This is a genomic window from Candidatus Flexifilum breve (assembly GCF_016713355.1).
Genome location: NZ_JADJPI010000010.1, coordinates 376,282 through 394,831 on the forward strand (window position 1 = coordinate 376,282; position 18,550 = coordinate 394,831).

The window sequence follows — 18,550 nt, forward strand, 5'->3', positions numbered from 1 at the left end:
GCGCTATGAGGAAGTCCCGCTCTTCAATGACCGCTCGGAAGTCGTGGAGTATGGCTGGCATCTGGCCGCGCCCATGCAGCACGGGGCCGAACTCATCGGCATTCTGACCGTCGACAACCTGCTGCGCAAACAGCCCATGAAGAATTACGAACCGGAACTGCTGCGCATGTACGGCATCACCGTCGGGCATCTGATGCGTCCGCCGCGCGCGCGATCAAGCATTTGCCGTGCGTCTGGAACAGGCGCGTACGGGCATGCTGCGCGAATTCATTGCCAAAGTCGGGCATGACTTCAAAACGCCGCTCGCCGTCATCAACACCAGCAGTTTCCTGCTCCAGCGGCTCGACGATGGCGAAAAACGGTCGGCTCAATCCAGCCGCATTCAGCAGCAGGTGCGCCTCATCAGCCAGATGCTGGACGACATCCTCGAATTTGTCGCGCTGGAACGCGAACTGGTGCTGAACTACAGCCTAGTCGACCTGCGCCCGCTGATTCAGGACGTGATCGACGAACACGCGAGCGCGCTGACAAGACGCTCCAGCTCCGAGGTGAGCTCGACCAGACAACCATCATCCGCGTGGACAGCCAGCAGATCCGCCGCGCACTCAGCGAGCTGCTCCAAGAACGCGATTCAGTACACGCCGGGTGGGCGCATCTGCGTGAGCGCGATCCGCTATCCGGAAGAAATCGGCATCCGCGTGCAGGACAGCGGCATGGGCATCAGCAGTCTGGCCATCGATAAAGTGTTCAAACCGCTCTACCGGGCGGATGAGGCGCGCACGGATCGCCGCACAGGTCTGGGGCTGCCGATCGCCAAAACCATCGTCGAAGCGCATCATGGACGCATCATTCTGGAAAGCATGCAGGGACAGGGCAGCACGTTCGGAGATCATCCTGCCGCAAATATAGCACCGCCCTTGATCTGAGGAACCTACCGCTGTGCCCATGCCGACCCGCTCGCTCACCTACTCCTCCCCGGTGCCGCGTCCACCGGGTGGGCAGCGCGGCCAATCGACCGCGAGGAGGCTCCATGACGCCCCAACTCACCCAACGACAAGCCTCCCTCGCGATGATGGTCGCCAGCAGCGCCCTCCTCGCCTTGATGCTGGCCTACACGCTGTTTCGCAGTGATTTCCCCCTCCCTGCCGACCTGCTCAAGCTGTCGACGGTCTCTGTCACCGGGTTGACAGTGCTCTACTGGCGGCGGCTGGAGTTCATCCGCCCGGTGTTCATTGTGGCTTCTACCCTGTTCATCGGCGTCGCCCTCCCCCCCGAGATGGTCGTGCGCCCGATTGCGCAGGCGGTCTTGTTTCCGCCGATCATCGCCCTGGTGCTGGGCGGCATCCGCTCAATCATCGGTTCGACCATCATGGTCTGGGTAATCCTGTTACTGCGCGTAGATGTGCAAGGCATGCTCGCGCCCGATGGCATCTTGGTGAATGCCTTGTGCGTGACCGGACTCGTGGTCGGACGCCTCATCATGGATACGGCGCGACGCAGCGCTGAACAGCAGCCGCCGAAATCCGCCTCAGTGAGGAGCGCTACCGGGCCATCTCGCAGCTCATCTCCGACTACGCTTTTGGCTACACCGTCGACAAACAGGGCAATATTCAGCGAGAGTGGGCGACCGGGGCGTCACTGCAAACGCTGACGGGCTATGATCGCGATGATTTGGCGCGGATTACTAATCCGTATTCGCTCTACCAGCCCGCCGATCAAGTGCGTGCCCAAAGTGAAATTCAGGCGGTGCTGCGCGGGCAAACCATCTCCAGCGAATATGAAATCATCTCGAAAAACGGCGAAAAACGCTGGCTGTACATTCGTCGACTACCGATCTGGAATCAAGACCGGACGCGCGTCGTCCGGTTCTACGGGCGGCGCAGGATATCACCGAGCGCAAACGCGCGGCCACCGAACTGCAGCAGTTGAACGAAGACCTCGAAACTCGGGTGAGCCAGCGCACCGCCCAGTTGGAAACGCTCAACGCCGATCTCGAAGCCTTCACCTATTCGGTGTCGCACGATCTGCGCGCGCCGCTGCGGGCGGTTGAAACGTTCACGCGCGCGATTGAAGACCAGCACGCCGCTGACCTCCCCGACAAAGCCCGGCACTACTTTGAGCGCATTCAGGCCAACGTACAGCGGATGAATGTGCTCGTCGAAGACCTGCTGCAGCTTTCACGCACCAGCCGCCAGCCTATGCGGCGCACCACCATCGACATGAACGTGCTGGTCGAGTTCGTGCTCAATGATCTGCGGGCGCACAGCGACGTGACACACATACAGTTCACGGTGCAGCCCCTGCCGCTCGGCTGTGCCGATGAGTCGCTGCTGCAGCAGGTGTGGATCAACCTGATCACCAATGCGATCAAGTATTCTTCCAAAGTGACAAACCCAACTCTGGAAATCGGCTATATAATCAAAGGCGACCAGACGGCCTACTATGTCAAAGATAACGGCGCGGGGTTTGACCCGGACTACGCGCATAAACTCTTTGTGATCTTTCAACGCCTGCACAGTGACGCGGAGTTTGACGGTACAGGCATTGGCCTTGCCATCGTTAAACGCATCATCACGCGGCATGGCGGGCAGGTGTGGGCGGAGGGTCAAATCGGTGCAGGCGCGACCTTTTATTTCACCATCGGGTCGGCGGCTACGCTGAACGGCTGTGCGGAACCCTAAAGCGGCGGCACCCCGCCTCAGGCTTTGGCTGGCAAAGACTCACCATCGTACTCGATTATGGCGCTCATTGAGGTTGATTAATGCCAGAACCCATACACGTGCTCATCCTTGAAGATCGGCGGGACGATGCCGAGATCATGGTCCTTGAGCTAGAAGCGGACGGTTACGAAGTCCGCTGGGTGCGCGTCGAAACCCAGAAGCGTTTCTCGAGCAGCTTGAATTCAACCCAGACATCATTCTCGCGGACTACACCCTCCCGCGCTTCACCGCGCCGGATGCGCTCTCCCTGCTGCAAAAGACCGGGCGCGATATCCCTTTCATCGTCGTGACGGGCAGCATCAGCGAAGAAGCAGCGGTCTTCTGCATGAAGCAGGGCGCCGCCGATTATTTGCTCAAAGATCGCCTCAGTCGCCTGGGCGAAGCCGTGCGCCATGCGCTGCACACGCAAAATCTCCGCCTGGCGCAGCGCGCCGCCGAACGGCAGTTGATCGTGCTGGGGCACGCCGTCGACACGTCAATCAACGCGGTGGTGATGACCGATATCGGCGGCGTGATCACCTTCATCAATCGGGCGGTGCTGGATCTCTGGTCGCTTGACCCGGATCTGAGCGTCATCGGTACGCGCCTGCGCGACCTGCTGCGCGCGCCGGCTGAAACCGAACGTTTACTCGCGCATCTCACCCTGCAGCGCAGCATTAAAGGTGAGCCCATTCCACCGCGCGCGCGGGACGGAAAATGGTGCTGCAGTATGCCGCAAATCAGGTGATCGACCCGACGGGTAAGCTGCTCAACCTGATGTTCACGTTCATCGACGTGACCGAGCAGAAGAAGGCTGAGGAGCTTGCGCGCCAAGTGCAGCATGAGCGCGAACTGCGCGAACTCAAATCGCGCTTTGTGTCGATGCTGGTGCACGATTTCCGCAATCCGCTCACCTCACTGCAAATGAGCCTCTCGCTCATCGAGAAGTACACGGAGACCTTCAGCCTAGACCAAATTCGCGAAAAACTGAGCGCAGCACAGCGCCAATCGGCGAACATCAACCAACTGGTCGATGATGTGCTGATGATTGGCAAAATCGAACACCTGTCGAGCATTTTCAGCCCGGAACAGGTCGAACTCGTCGGCTTCTGCCGCACGCTCTTCGAAGACGTTGCAGCGTCGATCAGCGAACGGCACAACCTGCGCTTTGAGACACGTATTGAGGAGTTCCGCTACCCGGTCGACCCGGCGCTGCTGCGGCGCGCGCTGACCAATCTGCTGGCCAACGCGGTCAAGTATTCTCCGGCGGGCGGCAGCATCACCACGACGCTCAGCACTGAGAAGAGCGCCTTTTGTACTGCGCGTGAGCGACAGCGGCATTGGCATTCCCGAGGCAGATCAGAAACGCATCTTCGACGGCTTCCACCGCGCCAGCAACGTTGGCAGCATCGGCGGTACGGGTCTGGGCTTGGCCATCGTCAAGCAGGTGATCGTGACGCACGGCGGCTACATCACGTGTGAAAGCAAGCTCAACCGTGGGACGACCTTCACGATCACGCTGCCACTGGATAGCTAGCACCGGGCAAGGAGTCAGCCTGCCCGGCGCAGTGCTCCGAGAGTTAACCTGCCGCGGGCAGCGGCGCGCCACCCATGTCGTAATTAGGCCCCAGCGCTTCCGCTGGAACCCAGAGCGCATTTGCATTACAGGCAATCCACAGGCGATAGTAACCATCCTGAGCGCCGATCACCCACCACGCTTTACCCGCTTCCAGCACAATGTTCGTCGTTGTGGCGGGATCGGGACTGTACAACGCGGTCGTGGTCGTTAAGACGCGCCCCTGCACGGCGTTGGCTGGAAGGGTAATCAAACAGGTGGGCGCGGATGCCGAGCTTGATCCGGGCACAAATGGTGGCCCATTGACGGGTGTGATGGGCGTACTCGCCGTATCGCCGGAACAATTGATGGTCAGGCTACTTGTGTAGACCACCACGCCGTTGATCAACGTATCGATCCGGAACTCAAACGTGAAGGGATAGCTGGGGAAAGGCTGTGCAAATGCCCCATAGACTTGGGTCCCGTTGGCCTGCTCCACGGGAAACGGTCCATTGGTCGTGACCACACCATTATCGATGTAGTTGAGCGTGAATTCGGCTCCAACCGGCAGGTTATTGAACTCCACATCCTGATTACTGAGATTTGCGTAGACGACGCCCGCCCCGGTCGTACAGCTATAGGTCTTGTTGTTCAGCCAGCGGCGGTACGCAAAACCGGTATCCACGTTGACGGGCGTCACGGGCGTACTCGCCGTATCGCCAGAACAGCTAATCGTTATGCTGCTTGAATAGACCACTAGCCCATCAATGATGGTATCGAGGCGAAACTCAAACGTGAACGGGTAGGCGGGAAAGGGATTAGCAAATGCGCCATACGCTCTCGTGCCGCTCGTCTGTTCGACCGGATACGGCCCATCGGTCGTGAGCGCACCATTCTCGATGTAATTGATCGTGAACTGCGCACCGGCTGGCAGGTTGTTGAATTCGACGTTCTGATTATTCAGGTTCGCATAAACCACACCCGCTCCGGTCGTACAGCTATAGGTTTTGTCGGCCACCCAGCGCCGATACTGATTCCCTTCGGCGCTGACCGTCATAAATGACTGCATGAGCACGAGTCAATGCCAGCACGGCGAACCGTGTCCAGAAACGACGCATAACAGCTTCTCCTAATTTATATCTGGCAAGAATCATTGTAGTCCAAATCGTGTTCCGCGATACCCCACTAGTGAAGCATCGCTTTGTTCCCTTGTCCGCGCTATAGTCGAAGCGCATCAACCGCACAGGAGTTATCAGCATGAACTATCGTCTGTTAGGGCGCACCGGCGTGCGCGTGTCGCCGCTGTATGGGCACCATGACGTTCGGCGACAGCGCGGACGAGGCCGAATCCGCCAAGATGTTCGCCCGCTGCCGGGAAGTCGGCATCAACTTCTTTGACTGCGCGAACGGCTACGCGGGCGGGCGCTCCGAGATTATCCTCGGGAAACTCATCGCCGACTGCCGCGACGAGGTGGTGATCACGTCCAAGTCCGGCTTCCCGCAAAGCGACGGCGTCAACGACCAAGGCTCATCGCGGCGGCATCTCCAACTACAGGTCGAAAAGAGCCTCAAACGGCTCAACACCGACCGCATCGACGTGTACTTCATCCACCGCTTCGACCCCGACACGCCCATCGACGCTGTCGTCCGCACACTGGATGATCTCGTGCAGCAGGGCAAGATTCTGTATCCGGCGATCAGCAACTGGGCGGCGTGGCAGATCATGAAGGCGCTCGGCGTCGCGGCGTATCAGGGGCTGGCGCGCGCCGAGGTCTTGCAGCCGATGTACAGCCTCGTCAAACGACAGGCGGAAGTCGAGATTCTCCCACTGGCGCAGGCCGAAGGCTTGGGCGTCATCCCCTACAGCCCGCTCGGCGGCGGCCTGCTCACGGGCAAGTACACGACCACCCAGAAGGCCGAAGACGGTCGCCTTGTGCAGAACAAGATGTACTCCATCCGCTATGGCGATGCCTATAACTATCAAGTTGCCGAGGCGTTCACGCAGTACGCGGCGGACAAGGGGTATACCCCGGCGACGCTGGCCGTCGCGTGGGTGATGTCGAACCCGGCGGTGACCGCGGCGATTGTCGGCGCGCGCAGCGTCGCTCAGTTGGAATCGTCGCTGGCGGCGCTCGATGTGCCGATGACGCCGGAATGGCGCGCGGAAATTTCGGCGCTCTCCGCCACGCCGCCGCCCGCCACCGACCGTTCGGAAGAAGCGAAGTAAGCCAGTCAATGCATAGAACAGCGTGAAGTAGGTCTACAGGTCGGTGTTTGAGTTTTCCGGACGCGATTTATCGCGTCCCTACGTGAAGCGGTGTTTGTGTAGGGACGCAATTATGCAGTATAAGAAAACGATACGGATTACCCCTCACCCCCAACCCCTCTCCCACGCAAGCGACGAGAGGGGAGAAAAGACGCTTTTGCTGGCGCCCCTCCCCGAATTCGGGGAGGGGCCGGGGGTGGGGTCGGTACTCCGCCTTCATAAGTTAAACTGCATTATCGCGTCCGCTGCTTCTAAAACGACTTCACGCTCTTCTACATAGCTGCCGCCCTATTCACTCACCAAAATCTCCGTCAATTTCCCCCTCAAACTGACCGAACCTTGAGGCGCTTCGCAAAGTTCATCCCAGAGGATGAGTCAAATTCATATCGTGGGATGAATACGGGAGAACGCTAGTCTGTTACTCTCAAATGCAGAGCTCGTCTGCTTATTTGCGATGCATGAACACCGCAGCAGCTTTAAAGAGGGAGTTTTTTATGAAGGCATCACGTTTTCTCGCCGTGATTGGCGTACTGCTTCTGGCAGTAGGCTTTATGGTTCTCAACCAGTCACGTGCACTCGCCCAAGATGCGCCGGAAGATCCGCCGTTCCTCGCGGAATTCTACGACGCGTGGGCATCGTCCGCACATGCGGACGCGACGGCAGAGGCGTTTGTTCACTGGGATAGTGAAGGGGCAATCCCGGAGAGCTGCGCTAAGTGCCATTCGACTCCAGGCTATCAGGATTTCCTCGGCGCTGATGGGACGGAATTTGGCGTGGTTGACGCGCCGGCCGCCCTCGGCACGACGGTCACCTGCGATGCCTGCCATAACAGCGTCACTATGACGCTCGACTCGGTCGTTTTCCCGTCGGGCGCAGAAGTGACCGGCGCGGGCGATGCTGCTCGCTGCATGCAGTGCCATCAGGGTCGCGCTTCGACCGTTTCGGTCAACGCGAAGCTGACGGATCTCGGTCTCGCGGAAGACATGGACACGGTCAACCCGGAACTGGGCTTCATCAATATTCACTACTACGCGGCGGCCGCCACGCTGTACGGCTCGGTCGCGCAGGGCGGCTATCAGTATGAGGGTCAGGTCTACATGATGCAGAATCATCATGTCGAAGAAGCTGACACTTGCATTGAATGCCACAACCCGCACACGTTGGAAATCAATCTGACGCTGTGCCAGGACTGCCACGAAGATGCCGAAACCGTCGAAGACCTGCAGTTCATCCGTATGAACGGCTCGCTCAACGACTATGACGGCGACGAAGACATCAACGAAGGTATCGCGGAAGAAATCCAGGGCTTGCAGGAACTGCTGTACGAAGCCATTCAGGCGTACGCGACCGAAATCGCGGGCGTGGGCATCGTTTATGACTCGCACAGCCACCCGTATTTCTTCAACGACACCAACGGCAACGGCGAAGCGGACGAAGACGAAGTCAACGGCGACAACAAGTATGTGTCGTTCACGGGCAACCTGTTGACTGCGGCCTATAACTACCAGGTCTCGCTGAAGGATCCCGGTGCGTTCGCGCACAACCCGCTGTACACCATCCAGATCCTGTTCGACTCGATCACGGCCCTCAACGGCCAGATCAGCGACCCGGTCGACATGGAATTCGCGCAGCGCAGCGACCCTGGCCACTTTGATGTGACCGCCGAAGCGTTCCGTCACTGGGATGCCGAAGGCGAAGTTCCCGCGACCTGCGCGCGCTGCCACAGCGCCACCGGCCTGCCGGAATGGATCCACAATGGCTCGAACGTCGCTAATCCGATTGCCAATTCGCTGATGTGCACGACCTGCCATGACTCGCTCAGCGAGTTCACCGTCATGACGCTCGACGAAGTCACGTTCCCCAGCGGCGCCCGCCTCAGCTTCGGCGAAGGCGAAGAGGCCAATCTGTGCTTGGCCTGCCATCAGGGTCGTGAATCGACTGTCAGCGTCAACCGTGTGATCTCGACGGCGGGCGTGGGCGACGACGAAGTCTCAGAACGCCTGACCTTCCGTAATGTCCACTACTTCGCGGCGGGTGCCTCGCTGTTCGGCGGTGAAGCGCAGGGCGCGTACCAGTACGAAGGCAAGGAATACAACGGTCGCAACTTCCACGGTGGTGACGAAGATGCTCCGCAGGTCTGCTCGGACTGCCACGACGTGCACGAATTCTCGATCCAGGTGAATGTCTGCGAAGACTGCCACGACGTCGAAGAACAAGAAGACGTGCTGTTCATCCGCGCGACCGAAGATGTCGAACTCGTCGACTATGACGGCGACGGCGACGCTGAAGAACCGATCCGTGACGAAATCATGGCGTTGGAAGATGCCCTGCTCGTGGCGCTCCAGAGCTATGCGACGGACACGGTCGGCACCAGCATTGCTTACGACTCGCACTCACACCCGTACTTCTTCATCGACACGAACGGCAACGGCGTGGCGGATCCGGAAGAAGTCAACGGTGACAATCGCTATGCAACGTGGACGCCTAACCTGCTGCGCGCTGCGTACAACTACCAGTACGTGCAGAAGGATCCCGGTGCGTTCGCGCATAACCCCGATTACATCCTCCAGGTTCTGTACGACAGCATCGAAGCGGTCGGTGGCGACGTGTCCTCCTACACCCGTCCGCCGTATGTTGCTCCGGCTGAGTAACTCGTAGAGGATCCGTAATCCCCCGTTTAGAGAGAGGTTGGGCAGCACTGCCCGACCTCTTCTCTTTTACCCCACTTATCGCAATGCAGCCCACTCCAAAATCGCACATTTGTACTAAAATAGAAGTGGTGTTTTGCCTCCCCGAAAGGAGTGTCCTATGAGCGATCTCAGTCAGGCCAAGTCGCGCGCGAGTTTGCTGCGGCAGCTAGAAGTGAGCTGGCACGAACTCGACACCTATCTAGAGGCTGTTATGAACTATAGAACGAAAGCCATGGCATGAATAAACTTGGTGAGCATGAGCGTGGCAAAGGCGAGAAAGTGCAAGCCTTTGAGCGTCTCAGGCAAGCGTTCGTAGTCGCGAGCCAGACGGCGAAAGCGGGCAGCCCAGCCGAAAGAGCGTTCAACGACCCACCGCCGCGGCAGCAAGACGAACCCCTTTTTGGCTTCAGGTAACTTGACGACCACTAAGCGGAGGTTGTGGTCAGCGGCCGCTTGCTCGGCAATGTCACCGGTGTAGCCCTGGTCAACAAAGACCACCTCGACCTGCTGTCCGGTCACCGCTTGAACGTCCTGCGCCAACTGCGCCACCTGGTCGCGGTCCTGTTCGTTGGCGGACGTCACGTGCAAGGCCAGCAACTGCCCCAACGTATCCACCGCGGCGTGCACCTTGCTCCCTTTGCGTCGTTTCGCACCGTCGTAGCCTGCACGTCCGCCACTTTCGGGCGTCGATTGCAGCGTCCGGCTGTCGAAGATCGCTGCCGAGGGCTGTTCATTACGCCCTGCGCCAGCCGCAGCAAGGCCCGCAGGTCATGCACCAGCGTCGCGAACACCCCGCTTTCAGCCAGCGCTGCGCCTGCTGGTACACCGTTGCCCACGGCGGCAGGTCGTTAGGCAGCATCCGCCACTGCGCTCCCGTCCGAATGATCCAGCGCAAGCCATTGAACACCTCGCGCAAGGCATAGTCACGTTGGGGCGCTTCTTCCCGCATCAGCGTCAGATACGGCGCCACGAACGCCCATTCTTCGTCCGTTACATCACTGGGATATGGTTTCCTGTTCATCCGCCCAGTTTATCCTAAAGTTCATAACACGCTCTAGCGTCGCTGACCGAACAGCAGTTGACCCAACCAACCGATACCGCCGGCTGGACGGCGAAAGACCATATCGTGCACTTGATGCAGTGGGAGCGTTCAGCGCTGGAACTGCTCGATGGCAAGCTCAAGCGCGAAACACTGGCGATTGATCCGGAAACTTGGCAGCAAGGGGATGACGCGATCAATGCGGTCATGCAGCAGCGGTATCAGGCCATGCCGCTCGTCGACGTGCTGCAAACCTTCCGGCAAAATCATGAGCGCCTGATGCAGAAGCTCTATGGTATGACCGAAGTCGAACTCCTACTCCCCTACCGTCATTACCAATCCGATTCGATCGACGAGCGTCAGCTGCTCGAATGGCTGCACTGGGACACGATTTATCACTATCGCGACCACCTCCCGTGGATCAAGGCGATTGTCGAGCAGGCGTAAGGGCATTTAGAGCCTATTCGCCAACAAACTTCTACAGATTTCAAGCTCAGCCTCACCCCGTTTCGCTCCGCTCAACCGCCCCTCTCCCAAGGGAGAGGGGCAAAGAACCGTCAGGTTCTTGGGGTGAGGCTAGAGGTTCACGAATTACAAAAACACCCCGAGCTAGCCGGGGATCAAAGGACGAGGCTTGGCCTCGTCCCTGCAAATGTTGTGCAAATTCCGGCTATTCGCCCGGCTGCGTCAACCACGTGTACAAGTGCAGCACATAGGCATCCGGCAGGTCTTCCGCGCTGAAGGCGGGCATCTCGCCGCGACCGCCCCGCACTTGCTCGTAGAAATCGATCAGCGTGATGTCCGTGCCGCGCAGCATAGGCTGACCGTCCGCCCCTCCCTGCGCTTCTGCGCCGTGACAGAACGCACAGCGCAGCGTGCTCCACAGCGCCGCCCCGACATCCGGATCGCCGCTTTCAGGCATGGCTTGCGGCGCGTAAATCACCGCTTCGCGCGGGATCGTCGTGCTGATGGCCGTCTGCGCCGAGGTGAGGAAACTGTACAGCGCCACGACCACTACGCCGATCAGGATCAGCGCGACCGGGAGAAACACCCGGCGGCGGCTGGCAATCTGGTCAGCGCTGGCAGTCGGTGTCGGCGCGGGGATACGACCGGGACGCCACAGCAGCACAATGCCGCTGCGCCACAACACCAGAAACACAACCAGCAGCAGCGCGTGATCGCTATGCAGGCTGCGAAACAGCGGAATGGTCTCGGCAGGCAGCACGCCCGTCACGGCGACCGGCTTCCACAACACCAAACCGGTCACAATCATCAGCGCGGCACTGATGAGGAGCACCCAGTATTCGAGGCGCAGAGCGAAGCGATAATCCGCCGCGCCGCCGCCAAAGTTGCGCGCCATTTGCCGGACTGCCGCGCTCAGCACGTTGCCGCCGACATCGACGCGCTGGGCGCTCAACACGAAGCGACGGTACAGAAACGCGGCGATGTGATAGAGCGCCGCGGCGATGAGCAGCAGCGCGAAGAAGCGGTGCAGAATGCGCGTACTTTCAATGCCGCCCATCAGGACGAACGCATAGTGTGACCACAGGTCGCCCGCGAATTTCTGCGGCAAACCAGTCACGATCAGCCCGATCAGGGCGACGACGAACACCAGCGTTTCCAGCCGGGGCAGTACCGGGGATGATGACAGTTTAGTCTCGACGGACATCGTCTACTTCCCCCCTTGAGCGCAGGCGGCGGACAACTTCAGTGGCGAGCAGCAGCAGCGGGATGATCGCGGCGATGGGCAGTGCGACATCGTAGGCGATATCCGCCGTATACAGCGCGGGCTGATGCTCCGGCGTCGCCGGATAGTGGCCGAGCCACGCGTTCGAGAAATCGGCGCTGGCGTCGGGGTGACAAGTGCGGCAGGTCGTGACCAGCGTCTCGCGGATGGCGGTGCCATCACCAATCGGCTGGATGTTATGCACGCCGTGGCAGTCGTAGCACACCGCTTTATTGGTGACCGCGCCTTCGGTCTCCTGTTCGAACAGCGCGACCGTCGAACCGTGGAAATCGGTCAGGTAGCTGTCAAAGACGTTGGTGTTGATGTCGTACTGATCCATGATCGAGGCGTCGGCGTGACACTGCGCGCATAATTCCGGTGAGCGCGTACGGAACAGCGCCGTCGTCGGGTTGGCGATATCGTGCACGCCGTGACAGTCGATGCAGGTGGGCACATCCGGATTATCTTCGCCCAGCAGCGCCTGACCATGCACGCTCTGGCTGTACTCCTCGAAGATCACGCCGTGGCAGCGCCCACAGGTCAGTGAAATGCGCTGGCGCGGCTCGTCCGGCGGCTGCACATCGTGACCCCCGTGGCAGTCGACGCACACCGCCGCTTCGACGCGATTCGCGCGGATATATTCGCCGTGCACGCTGTCCTGCGCGCGGGTGTACTGCTCTTCGTGGCAGTTACGGCACACCGCATAGCGTTCTAACTGGAAATCACGCACCGTGCGGATGGTGCTCGGCTCGTGCGGATAGCGGAAACTCGGGTGACAGTCATTGCAGGCCAACGCCCCTTCCGAGCTGGAGGCGCCGTGCACCGACGCATGCAGCACCGCCGGGTCGATGGTCACTGAGAGCGTTTCGCCGCTCGGCAGCGTCCACACCTGATCCGGTTTGCTGTGGCACAGCAGACAGTAAGCATCCGACGCTTCGTCCACGGGCGCTTCTGCCGTCGCTTCGGCGCTGATTTCCGCCGCGGCTTCGGCGGTCGCCTCAAGGACGACCGGCACTTCGGTCACTTCGGGCGTCGCCTCTTGCGCGACCGCGACCTGCGCGCCGAAGTGCAGCAGTCCCAGCCCACCGGCGATCAACCAGAAGCCGAGGATGAGCAAAACTTTGACCTTGATCGTCATCGCAGCGTCTCCTGTGATTGACGCCGGGCTTGACGGACGAACACGAACGTTCCGGCGAGTAAGATGAAAGCGACCAAGCCGATGAGAATGACCGTCATCGGGCGGAAACCGCTCGTCACACTGCGTTCGACGGCCACCGCGGCGGCGCGGTCAACGGAGGGCGTCGCGGTGGGCGCGGGCGCTTCGGTCGGTTCGAGGGTGGCGCCGGGGACGCTCAGTTCCGTCAGCATGACCGACGCCTGATCGAGCAGCGCATCGGCGTAGGCGTAGTTATGCACGCCCATACTGCCATCGCCCTGCACAAACGTCAGCGCGGCGACCGCCCGCTGATATAATGCTTCGGCGTCGCTGCCCACGGCAGGCGGCGCGATGCTGGCGACGCGCGCAAACGCAATCGACAGACGGCTGCGCACATCGGCCTGCGTATCGTCGACCAGCGACTGCAAGTCGGCGCTGTTGAGATCGGTATGGCAACCGGAGCAGCTATCCGGCGGCGCGTCGTCCTCGCCGGGGATGATCGGCTTCCACGTGTGGTTCGCCAGCGCAAAGCCGCCCGCCTCAACCGAGGTCATGTGGCAGGTGACGCAGCGCGGGCCGTCTTCCTCGCTGAAGTGCGCGGAGGGGACACCTGCCACACTATCGATGATCGCCTGCCCTTCGAACATCTCAACCACGGGATGATGCAGCGGGTTCACCAATTCCGTATTCCGGTGACGAGCTCGTACACATCTCATAAGGCGCGCTCGTCAGGTTGAATTCTTCGTCTTCGGCGGTATGCGGGCTGTGACACACCGTGCAGGTGATGCCCATGCTCGCCGTCTCCAGCGTGAGCGAGTCGGGCACGGGACCGGAGAGGTCGCCGTCGTCGTAAATGCCGCGAATGCGCTCGGTAAACAGGTAATCGCCGCTGTGGCACGTCAGGCACTCAGCCTGCGCGTTCGGGCTGGCGCTCATCGTCTCGAAGGCGGTCGCGTGACCGGAGGCGATCCATTCGTTGTACTGCATGCCGCTCAGGCGCGCATGACCGGTTCCATAGAACGCGGTCGTGTCGTCTTCGCTGACCAGCGCGTAACCATCCTCATGCACGAGCACGCCGCCGGGGCGATAGTCGACCGGGAACGGCTGATTGCCGAGGCCATGACACTGCCCGCACACCTGCGCATCCGGGCTGACGATGATCGCGTTGTGAATTTCCACAAGTTCTTCGTCATTCGGGCGACCGCCCGCGTCGTCGGCAACTTCGGCGTGCACGCTGCCGGGGCCGTGACACGCTTCGCACAGCACGCCGTCATCTTCCCAGCGCCCGCGCTCGACATCCAGCCCGGTCACGTGACAGCCCGCGCAGTTCGTCGTGAAGTCGTAAGCCGGGTCGGGCCACGTTTCCGCCAGCAGATACGGCCGCCACACGCCCGCAACCACATCCCATTCGGCGGGCAGCACGGCATACACGCGGCGATCCACTTCGTAGAGGTAGCGCTGCACATACTTGCCCGCGCCGATGACGTACACGATGTCGTCTTCGTCAAACGGACGCGGCGCATCTTCACCGGGGAACTGAACCATGCGCAGGTCTGCGCCTTGATCGAAGTCCGCGAGGATCAAGTCTTTGTCGCGTTCAGAGTCTTGTAAAGCGAGCCCGTGCGGCTGCTCGGAGAGTGAGCGCACGAGGTTACGGTGACAGTCGCTGCAGGTGTCCGAACTGACGTATTCCGCGTCTTCCAGTTCGTCTTCTTGCGCGGCAATCGGCGTGGCCGTCGTCAGCCACAGCCCGAGGCCAATACAGCTAGTCCCTAGGATGATGAGTAACAGAATAGTCGCACGACGCATGGTGTGCTGCCTTTGGAGTCACGTGTCCACCTTCACTCTAAAGTAAGCCCCGCCGAGCGCAATCATCCCCCAGATGGATTATTAATCATTCGTGGGGATGATCTTTCGCGCGCGAATCGGTTAATGTAGTGGGTAACGTCTGTTGTCGGCTCCGCAAGCTATATGTCGCGCACCAAATCGAAGGGGATTCGACCATGTCATGGCTCAAGCGAATACTGTATCGGGATGGCAACCGAATCTCCATGCACATCTTCCTCCCCATTCTCCTGATTCTCGGGGGTGTCGTCGGGTTGCTGGCTGCGCCGCCCGCGTGGGAGTACAGTAACTCGACCGAATTCTGCGGGACCGTCTGTCACACCATGCCGCCCGAATACCAGACGTATCTCGAATCACCACATTCGCGTATTCTGTGCGTCGACTGTCATATCGGGCGCGACCTCATCCTCATCCAGCTCACGCGCAAGGTCGGCCACATGCGGCTGATCGTCGACACGGTGCTCGAAAACTACGAATACCCGATCCGCTCGGCGGAGATGCGCCCGGCCAACGAGACCTGCGAAGTCTGCCATACGCCCGAGAAGTTCTCGGACGACAGCCTGCGCGTGATCCACAACTACGAAGAAAACCGCAGCAACGATCCCTACGACACCTATCTGCTGATGCACACGGGCGGCGGCAGTGAACGTCAGGGTTTGGGGCGCGGCATTCACTGGCACGTCGAAAACCCGATCAGCTACATCGCGCTTGACCCCGAACAGCAGGAGATCCCCTACGTGCGCGTCGAAACGGCGGACGGCGAGGTCATTGAGTATCAGGACATCAACTCGCCCGTCGATACGAGCAATCTTGAGCAATACGAACTGCATGAGATCGAGTGCACGACCTGCCATAACCGCGTCGCGCACCTGCTGCAAACGCCCTCCCGCGCGATCAATGCGGCGCTGCAAGCCGGGGACATCTCGACCGACATCCCGTTCATTCGCACGCTGGCCGAAGACCTGCTCGCCGACGAATACTTCTCGACGGAAGACGCGCAGTTCGCCTTCTCCACGCTCGACCAGTACTACCGCGACAACTACCCGGAGTTCTATGAGACGGGCGCGCCCCTCGTACAGGATGCGATTGCTGCGCTCAACGTGATGTATAGCGAGAGCAACTACCCGGAACAGGAACTTTCGTACGACACACATCCGAACAACGTCGGTCACCTCGACTCGGCAGGCTGCTTCCGCTGCCACGACGGTCAGCACATCAGCGAACAGGGCGAGGTCATCCGGCTCGAATGCAACCTGTGCCACTCGATCCCCGAAGTTGTGCGTCCCGGCGACATCGAACCGATGATCCCGCTCACGACCGGCATCGAACCAGAATCGCACCTCACGTCGACCTGGCTGGCGCAGCACCGCACCGAATTCGACGCGAGCTGTGCCAACTGCCACACCACGTCGAACCCCGGCGGCGTCGACGACTCGAGCTTCTGCTCGAACAGCGCCTGCCACGGCGGGCAGTGGGAATACGCAGGCTTAGGAACGCCCCCGGCCTCTCGATGATCCTCGGCATTTATCAGGTGGAAGCGCCGCTCCTCGAAGACTTCACAGGTGAGCCGACTTACGCCGTACTGCAGCCGCTGTTCACGCAGTTGTGCAGCGCGTGTCACGGGGCCGTGCCCCCAAAGAACTACGCCTGACCGACTATGGAGCGCCCTCGCCGGCAGCAGCAGCGGCCCGGTGATCATTCCCGGCGCGCCAGACGACAGCCTGATCCTGCAGGTGCTGGCGGATGGGCACTTCGCGCAGGTCACCGACCACCAGTTGGAACTGCTCACACAGTGGATCGCCAACGGCGCGCCACAGTAGCTTGCAGGGGATACGCACACCACAGGCCGAGGCTTGCCCTCGGCCTTTTGATTCAGGTGATCTGCTATAATCCGGTTCACTGATGAGTACATGCGAGGGAATTGCGATGTCCGCCTTGCCTAACGCCAGCGGTAAGATGACGGAAGCTGAATATCTGGCTTTTGAGCGTGACAGGATTCAAACACACGAATTTCTGAATGGCGAGATTGTCGCGATGTCCGGCGCCAGTGCTGAACATAACACGATATCCGGGAATACCTTTGCCCTACTTTGGCAGCAGCGCCGCGGCGGGCCATGCCGGGTGTATGGTTCAGATATGTGTGTCCGAATTTCGAATACGCACTATACCTACCCCGATATCAGCGTCGTGTGCGGCGAACCGCAAATCGTTCACGATGGGATTGTTGCCCTGCTCAACCCGGCGCTCATCATCGAAGTGCTCTCTCCCTCTACTGAACGCTACGACCGTGGCAAGAAATTCCAGAGTTACCGCGAACTCGAGTCTTTGCAGGAATATGTCTTGATCGCACAGGACAGCCCACATATAGAACGCTACGTGCGGCAGGAACACGGTTTCTGGCAGTTCAGTGATGTCGCTGACTTGGCGGCACGCATCGAACTCGCATCCATCAACTGCGCGCTCGCCTTGGCTGAAGTCTACGAGCAGGTGATCTTTCTGACAGAAGGCGACGAGTCGTAAACGCCGCCTTCACTCGCGGAGAAAGGCTCTTCCGCCTGCATATAGACCGCGTCCGCATCGTTCGCGGTGGTGTCGATGTGTAGACGCGGCAGCGACGGCGGCAGCAGCGGCAGCAGTGACGGGAAGCGCGCATTCGCGGCGAAAATCACGTCGAGCGAGAAGTAGGCATCCGGCTTGCGCTCGTACCGGCGGCGCAGTTCAGCCTCGCTCGCGGTCAGCACGATCACATGAGCGTGAATTCCCGTGAATCCCGCGATCAGCTCCGGCATATAGCTGGCATCGTAGCCGAGAGCGGGCGCATACGCCCACCACGAGAAGTACGCCCGGTCGAAGATTGCGCGCGGTTGGGTCGCCCGCAGAATCCCGATAGTCGTCGCAGCCATCGCGCGCGTCTCGATCTCCGGGTCGCCACGCAGCGCCCACCGCAGTTTGATGATCGGCAGGTTATGCCGTACCGCGAGGCGTTCGACCAGCGTCGATTTCCCGACCAGATCCGCCCCTTCGACAATTACAAGCATTGTGCCGCCTTTCTCGCTTGCCTAACGACCTGCTACCCGCAAATCGCAGCCGAGCATATTAATAACAACCGAGCTTAATGATTTTGCCAGCATTATCATGTAAGATATAAACACATTGAACCTCGCAGGCACTTAAAATTCCTGCATTTAGTAAAGTTTGATCCCGATGGTAGATGATATTCCCCAGCTCCAAGCCCAGCTTGACGCTGCCCGCGAGGAGCTTCAAGCCGCCCAAGAACGCGTCGCATACCTTGAAGCTCAGTTGGCATCCGCCCACCCGACTGTCTCTCTCGACCACTGGGGTCGCACACGCCTACCGGGCGTTTGACCACTTGCTCGAAAGCTGCATGATCATCGGGGTTCGACTGGCGCTGTCTCTACATCAACGAGATCGGCCTCCGCTACAGTCGGCTCACACGCGAGCAAATGGTCGGGCGCTCGCTGCTGGAATCGTTTCCCGGCTTCGAACAGACGGAAGCCTATCCCCATTTACGCCGGGGCTTGGTTGACCGCCAAGCGCACGACTACGAAACCGA

General features: G+C 60.1%; 20 protein-coding genes and 2 pseudogenes. 15 read left to right on the forward strand and 7 right to left on the reverse strand.

What is annotated here, in order from left to right:
• Nucleotides 1-43 precede the first annotated feature (43 nt).
• The 8 genes and pseudogenes from IPK17_RS11660 to IPK17_RS40520 all read left to right on the forward strand — a co-directional run bounded on the left by IPK17_RS11660 (nucleotide 44) and on the right by IPK17_RS40520 (nucleotide 4,236).
• Nucleotides 44-289, forward strand: a complete 246-nt coding sequence (locus tag IPK17_RS11660; RefSeq protein WP_343417858.1) for a hypothetical protein — start codon at nucleotides 44-46, stop codon at nucleotides 287-289.
• The gene (locus IPK17_RS11665) at nucleotides 255-926 is read left to right on the forward strand and encodes a sensor histidine kinase (RefSeq protein WP_343417859.1); all 672 of its coding nucleotides are present in this window, start codon (nucleotides 255-257) and stop codon (nucleotides 924-926) included. The genes IPK17_RS11660 and IPK17_RS11665 overlap by 35 nt, the downstream gene beginning before the upstream one ends.
• Before the next feature lie 104 nt (nucleotides 927-1,030).
• The gene (locus tag IPK17_RS11670; RefSeq protein WP_343417860.1) at nucleotides 1,031-1,651 is read left to right on the forward strand and encodes a hypothetical protein; all 621 of its coding nucleotides are present in this window, start codon (nucleotides 1,031-1,033) and stop codon (nucleotides 1,649-1,651) included.
• Nucleotides 1,564-1,929, forward strand: a complete 366-nt coding sequence (locus tag IPK17_RS11675; protein ID WP_343417881.1) for a PAS domain-containing protein — start codon at nucleotides 1,564-1,566, stop codon at nucleotides 1,927-1,929. Before IPK17_RS11670 ends, IPK17_RS11675 begins: the two co-directional genes overlap by 88 nt.
• A complete protein-coding gene (locus tag IPK17_RS11680; protein WP_343417861.1) occupies nucleotides 1,926-2,681 on the forward strand; it encodes a sensor histidine kinase in 756 nt (251 codons plus the stop codon). The genes IPK17_RS11675 and IPK17_RS11680 overlap by 4 nt, the downstream gene beginning before the upstream one ends.
• 175 nt (nucleotides 2,682-2,856) lie before the next feature.
• Nucleotides 2,857-3,447: a response regulator gene (locus IPK17_RS11685; protein WP_343417882.1), complete on the forward strand. Its 591-nt coding sequence runs from the start codon at nucleotides 2,857-2,859 to the stop codon at nucleotides 3,445-3,447.
• Nucleotides 3,448-3,476: 29 nt separating this feature from the next.
• Nucleotides 3,477-3,752: pseudogene (locus IPK17_RS40515) on the forward strand (sensor histidine kinase); the annotation flags it as partial.
• Nucleotides 3,753-4,023: 271 nt separating this feature from the next.
• Nucleotides 4,024-4,236 (forward strand): sensor histidine kinase, encoded by a 213-nt coding sequence (locus IPK17_RS40520; RefSeq protein ID WP_350341626.1) that lies wholly within the window; start codon nucleotides 4,024-4,026, stop codon nucleotides 4,234-4,236.
• 43 nt (nucleotides 4,237-4,279) lie between these two features.
• Here IPK17_RS40520 and IPK17_RS11695 read toward each other — a convergent pair whose 3' ends face one another.
• Nucleotides 4,280-5,323: a hypothetical protein gene (locus IPK17_RS11695; RefSeq protein ID WP_343417863.1), complete on the reverse strand. Its 1,044-nt coding sequence runs from the start codon at nucleotides 5,321-5,323 to the stop codon at nucleotides 4,280-4,282.
• A 237-nt stretch (nucleotides 5,324-5,560) separates the two neighbouring features.
• Here IPK17_RS11695 and IPK17_RS11700 point away from each other — a divergent pair, with 237 nt between their 5' ends.
• Both IPK17_RS11700 and IPK17_RS11705 read left to right on the forward strand, forming a co-directional pair.
• Nucleotides 5,561-6,481 (forward strand): aldo/keto reductase, encoded by a 921-nt coding sequence (locus IPK17_RS11700; protein ID WP_343417864.1) that lies wholly within the window; start codon nucleotides 5,561-5,563, stop codon nucleotides 6,479-6,481.
• Between the two features lie 533 nt (nucleotides 6,482-7,014).
• Nucleotides 7,015-9,171 (forward strand): cytochrome c3 family protein, encoded by a 2,157-nt coding sequence (locus IPK17_RS11705; protein ID WP_343417865.1) that lies wholly within the window; start codon nucleotides 7,015-7,017, stop codon nucleotides 9,169-9,171.
• Between the two features lie 255 nt (nucleotides 9,172-9,426).
• On the opposite strand, the pseudogene IPK17_RS11710 reads toward IPK17_RS11705, so the two are convergent.
• Nucleotides 9,427-10,231: pseudogene (locus IPK17_RS11710) on the reverse strand (IS5 family transposase).
• Nucleotides 10,232-10,273: 42 nt separating this feature from the next.
• On the opposite strand from IPK17_RS11710, the gene IPK17_RS11715 reads away from it, so the two are divergent.
• On the forward strand, nucleotides 10,274-10,696 hold the full coding sequence (locus IPK17_RS11715) for a ClbS/DfsB family four-helix bundle protein (protein WP_343417883.1): 423 nt from the start codon (nucleotides 10,274-10,276) through the stop codon (nucleotides 10,694-10,696).
• A gap of 223 nt (nucleotides 10,697-10,919) precedes the next feature.
• Here IPK17_RS11715 and IPK17_RS11720 read toward each other — a convergent pair whose 3' ends face one another.
• Genes IPK17_RS11720 through IPK17_RS11735 form a run of 4 tightly spaced genes read right to left on the reverse strand, consistent with a single transcriptional unit; the run spans nucleotide 10,920 to nucleotide 14,940 of the window.
• Nucleotides 10,920-11,918: a c-type cytochrome gene (locus IPK17_RS11720; protein ID WP_343417866.1), complete on the reverse strand. Its 999-nt coding sequence runs from the start codon at nucleotides 11,916-11,918 to the stop codon at nucleotides 10,920-10,922.
• Nucleotides 11,902-13,113, reverse strand: coding sequence for a cytochrome c3 family protein (locus IPK17_RS11725; RefSeq protein ID WP_343417867.1), 1,212 nt, complete (start codon nucleotides 13,111-13,113; stop codon nucleotides 11,902-11,904). The genes IPK17_RS11720 and IPK17_RS11725 overlap by 17 nt, the downstream gene beginning before the upstream one ends.
• Nucleotides 13,110-13,811: a hypothetical protein gene (locus tag IPK17_RS11730; protein WP_343417868.1), complete on the reverse strand. Its 702-nt coding sequence runs from the start codon at nucleotides 13,809-13,811 to the stop codon at nucleotides 13,110-13,112. The genes IPK17_RS11725 and IPK17_RS11730 overlap by 4 nt, the downstream gene beginning before the upstream one ends.
• Nucleotides 13,780-14,940 (reverse strand): multiheme c-type cytochrome, encoded by a 1,161-nt coding sequence (locus IPK17_RS11735; protein WP_343417869.1) that lies wholly within the window; start codon nucleotides 14,938-14,940, stop codon nucleotides 13,780-13,782. Before IPK17_RS11735 ends, IPK17_RS11730 begins: the two co-directional genes overlap by 32 nt.
• A 194-nt stretch (nucleotides 14,941-15,134) precedes the next feature.
• Here IPK17_RS11735 and IPK17_RS11740 point away from each other — a divergent pair, with 194 nt between their 5' ends.
• From IPK17_RS11740 to IPK17_RS11755, 4 genes are all read left to right on the forward strand, one after another.
• Nucleotides 15,135-16,490 carry a NapC/NirT family cytochrome c gene (locus tag IPK17_RS11740; protein ID WP_343417870.1) on the forward strand — a complete coding sequence of 452 codons (1,356 nt, stop codon included), beginning with the start codon at nucleotides 15,135-15,137 and terminating at the stop codon, nucleotides 16,488-16,490.
• Entirely contained in the window at nucleotides 16,487-16,627 is a 141-nt protein-coding gene (locus IPK17_RS11745; RefSeq protein WP_343417871.1) for a hypothetical protein, read from the forward strand. The genes IPK17_RS11740 and IPK17_RS11745 overlap by 4 nt, the downstream gene beginning before the upstream one ends.
• 40 nt (nucleotides 16,628-16,667) lie before the next feature.
• Nucleotides 16,668-16,796, forward strand: a complete 129-nt coding sequence (locus tag IPK17_RS11750) for a hypothetical protein (protein WP_343417872.1) — start codon at nucleotides 16,668-16,670, stop codon at nucleotides 16,794-16,796.
• A gap of 106 nt (nucleotides 16,797-16,902) precedes the next feature.
• Nucleotides 16,903-17,496 carry a Uma2 family endonuclease gene (locus IPK17_RS11755; RefSeq protein ID WP_343417873.1) on the forward strand — a complete coding sequence of 198 codons (594 nt, stop codon included), beginning with the start codon at nucleotides 16,903-16,905 and terminating at the stop codon, nucleotides 17,494-17,496.
• Here IPK17_RS11755 and IPK17_RS11760 read toward each other — a convergent pair.
• On the reverse strand, nucleotides 17,454-18,014 hold the full coding sequence (locus IPK17_RS11760; protein WP_343417874.1) for a DEAD/DEAH box helicase family protein: 561 nt from the start codon (nucleotides 18,012-18,014) through the stop codon (nucleotides 17,454-17,456). The genes IPK17_RS11755 and IPK17_RS11760 overlap by 43 nt on opposite strands.
• Between the last annotated feature and the right edge of the window lie 536 nt (nucleotides 18,015-18,550).

Bases quoted from the DNA above. Each gene is read 5' to 3' on its own strand.
- IPK17_RS11665 (WP_343417859.1), top strand. From the start codon at position 255: ATGCTGCGCGAATTCATTGCCAAAGTCGGGCATGACTTCAAAACGCCG.
- IPK17_RS11760 (WP_343417874.1), bottom strand. From the start codon at position 18,014: ATGCTTGTAATTGTCGAAGGGGCGGATCTGGTCGGGAAATCGACGCTG.
- IPK17_RS11705 (WP_343417865.1), top strand. From the start codon at position 7,015: ATGAAGGCATCACGTTTTCTCGCCGTGATTGGCGTACTGCTTCTGGCA.
- IPK17_RS11745 (WP_343417871.1), top strand. From the start codon at position 16,487: ATGATCCTCGGCATTTATCAGGTGGAAGCGCCGCTCCTCGAAGACTTC.
- IPK17_RS11755 (WP_343417873.1), top strand. From the start codon at position 16,903: ATGTCCGCCTTGCCTAACGCCAGCGGTAAGATGACGGAAGCTGAATAT.
- IPK17_RS11720 (WP_343417866.1), bottom strand. From the start codon at position 11,918: ATGTCCGTCGAGACTAAACTGTCATCATCCCCGGTACTGCCCCGGCTG.
- IPK17_RS11700 (WP_343417864.1), top strand. From the start codon at position 5,561: ATGGGCACCATGACGTTCGGCGACAGCGCGGACGAGGCCGAATCCGCC.
- IPK17_RS11670 (WP_343417860.1), top strand. From the start codon at position 1,031: ATGACGCCCCAACTCACCCAACGACAAGCCTCCCTCGCGATGATGGTC.
- IPK17_RS11725 (WP_343417867.1), bottom strand. From the start codon at position 13,113: ATGACGATCAAGGTCAAAGTTTTGCTCATCCTCGGCTTCTGGTTGATC.
- IPK17_RS11740 (WP_343417870.1), top strand. From the start codon at position 15,135: ATGTCATGGCTCAAGCGAATACTGTATCGGGATGGCAACCGAATCTCC.
- IPK17_RS11735 (WP_343417869.1), bottom strand. From the start codon at position 14,940: ATGCGTCGTGCGACTATTCTGTTACTCATCATCCTAGGGACTAGCTGT.
- IPK17_RS11695 (WP_343417863.1), bottom strand. From the start codon at position 5,323: ATGCAGTCATTTATGACGGTCAGCGCCGAAGGGAATCAGTATCGGCGC.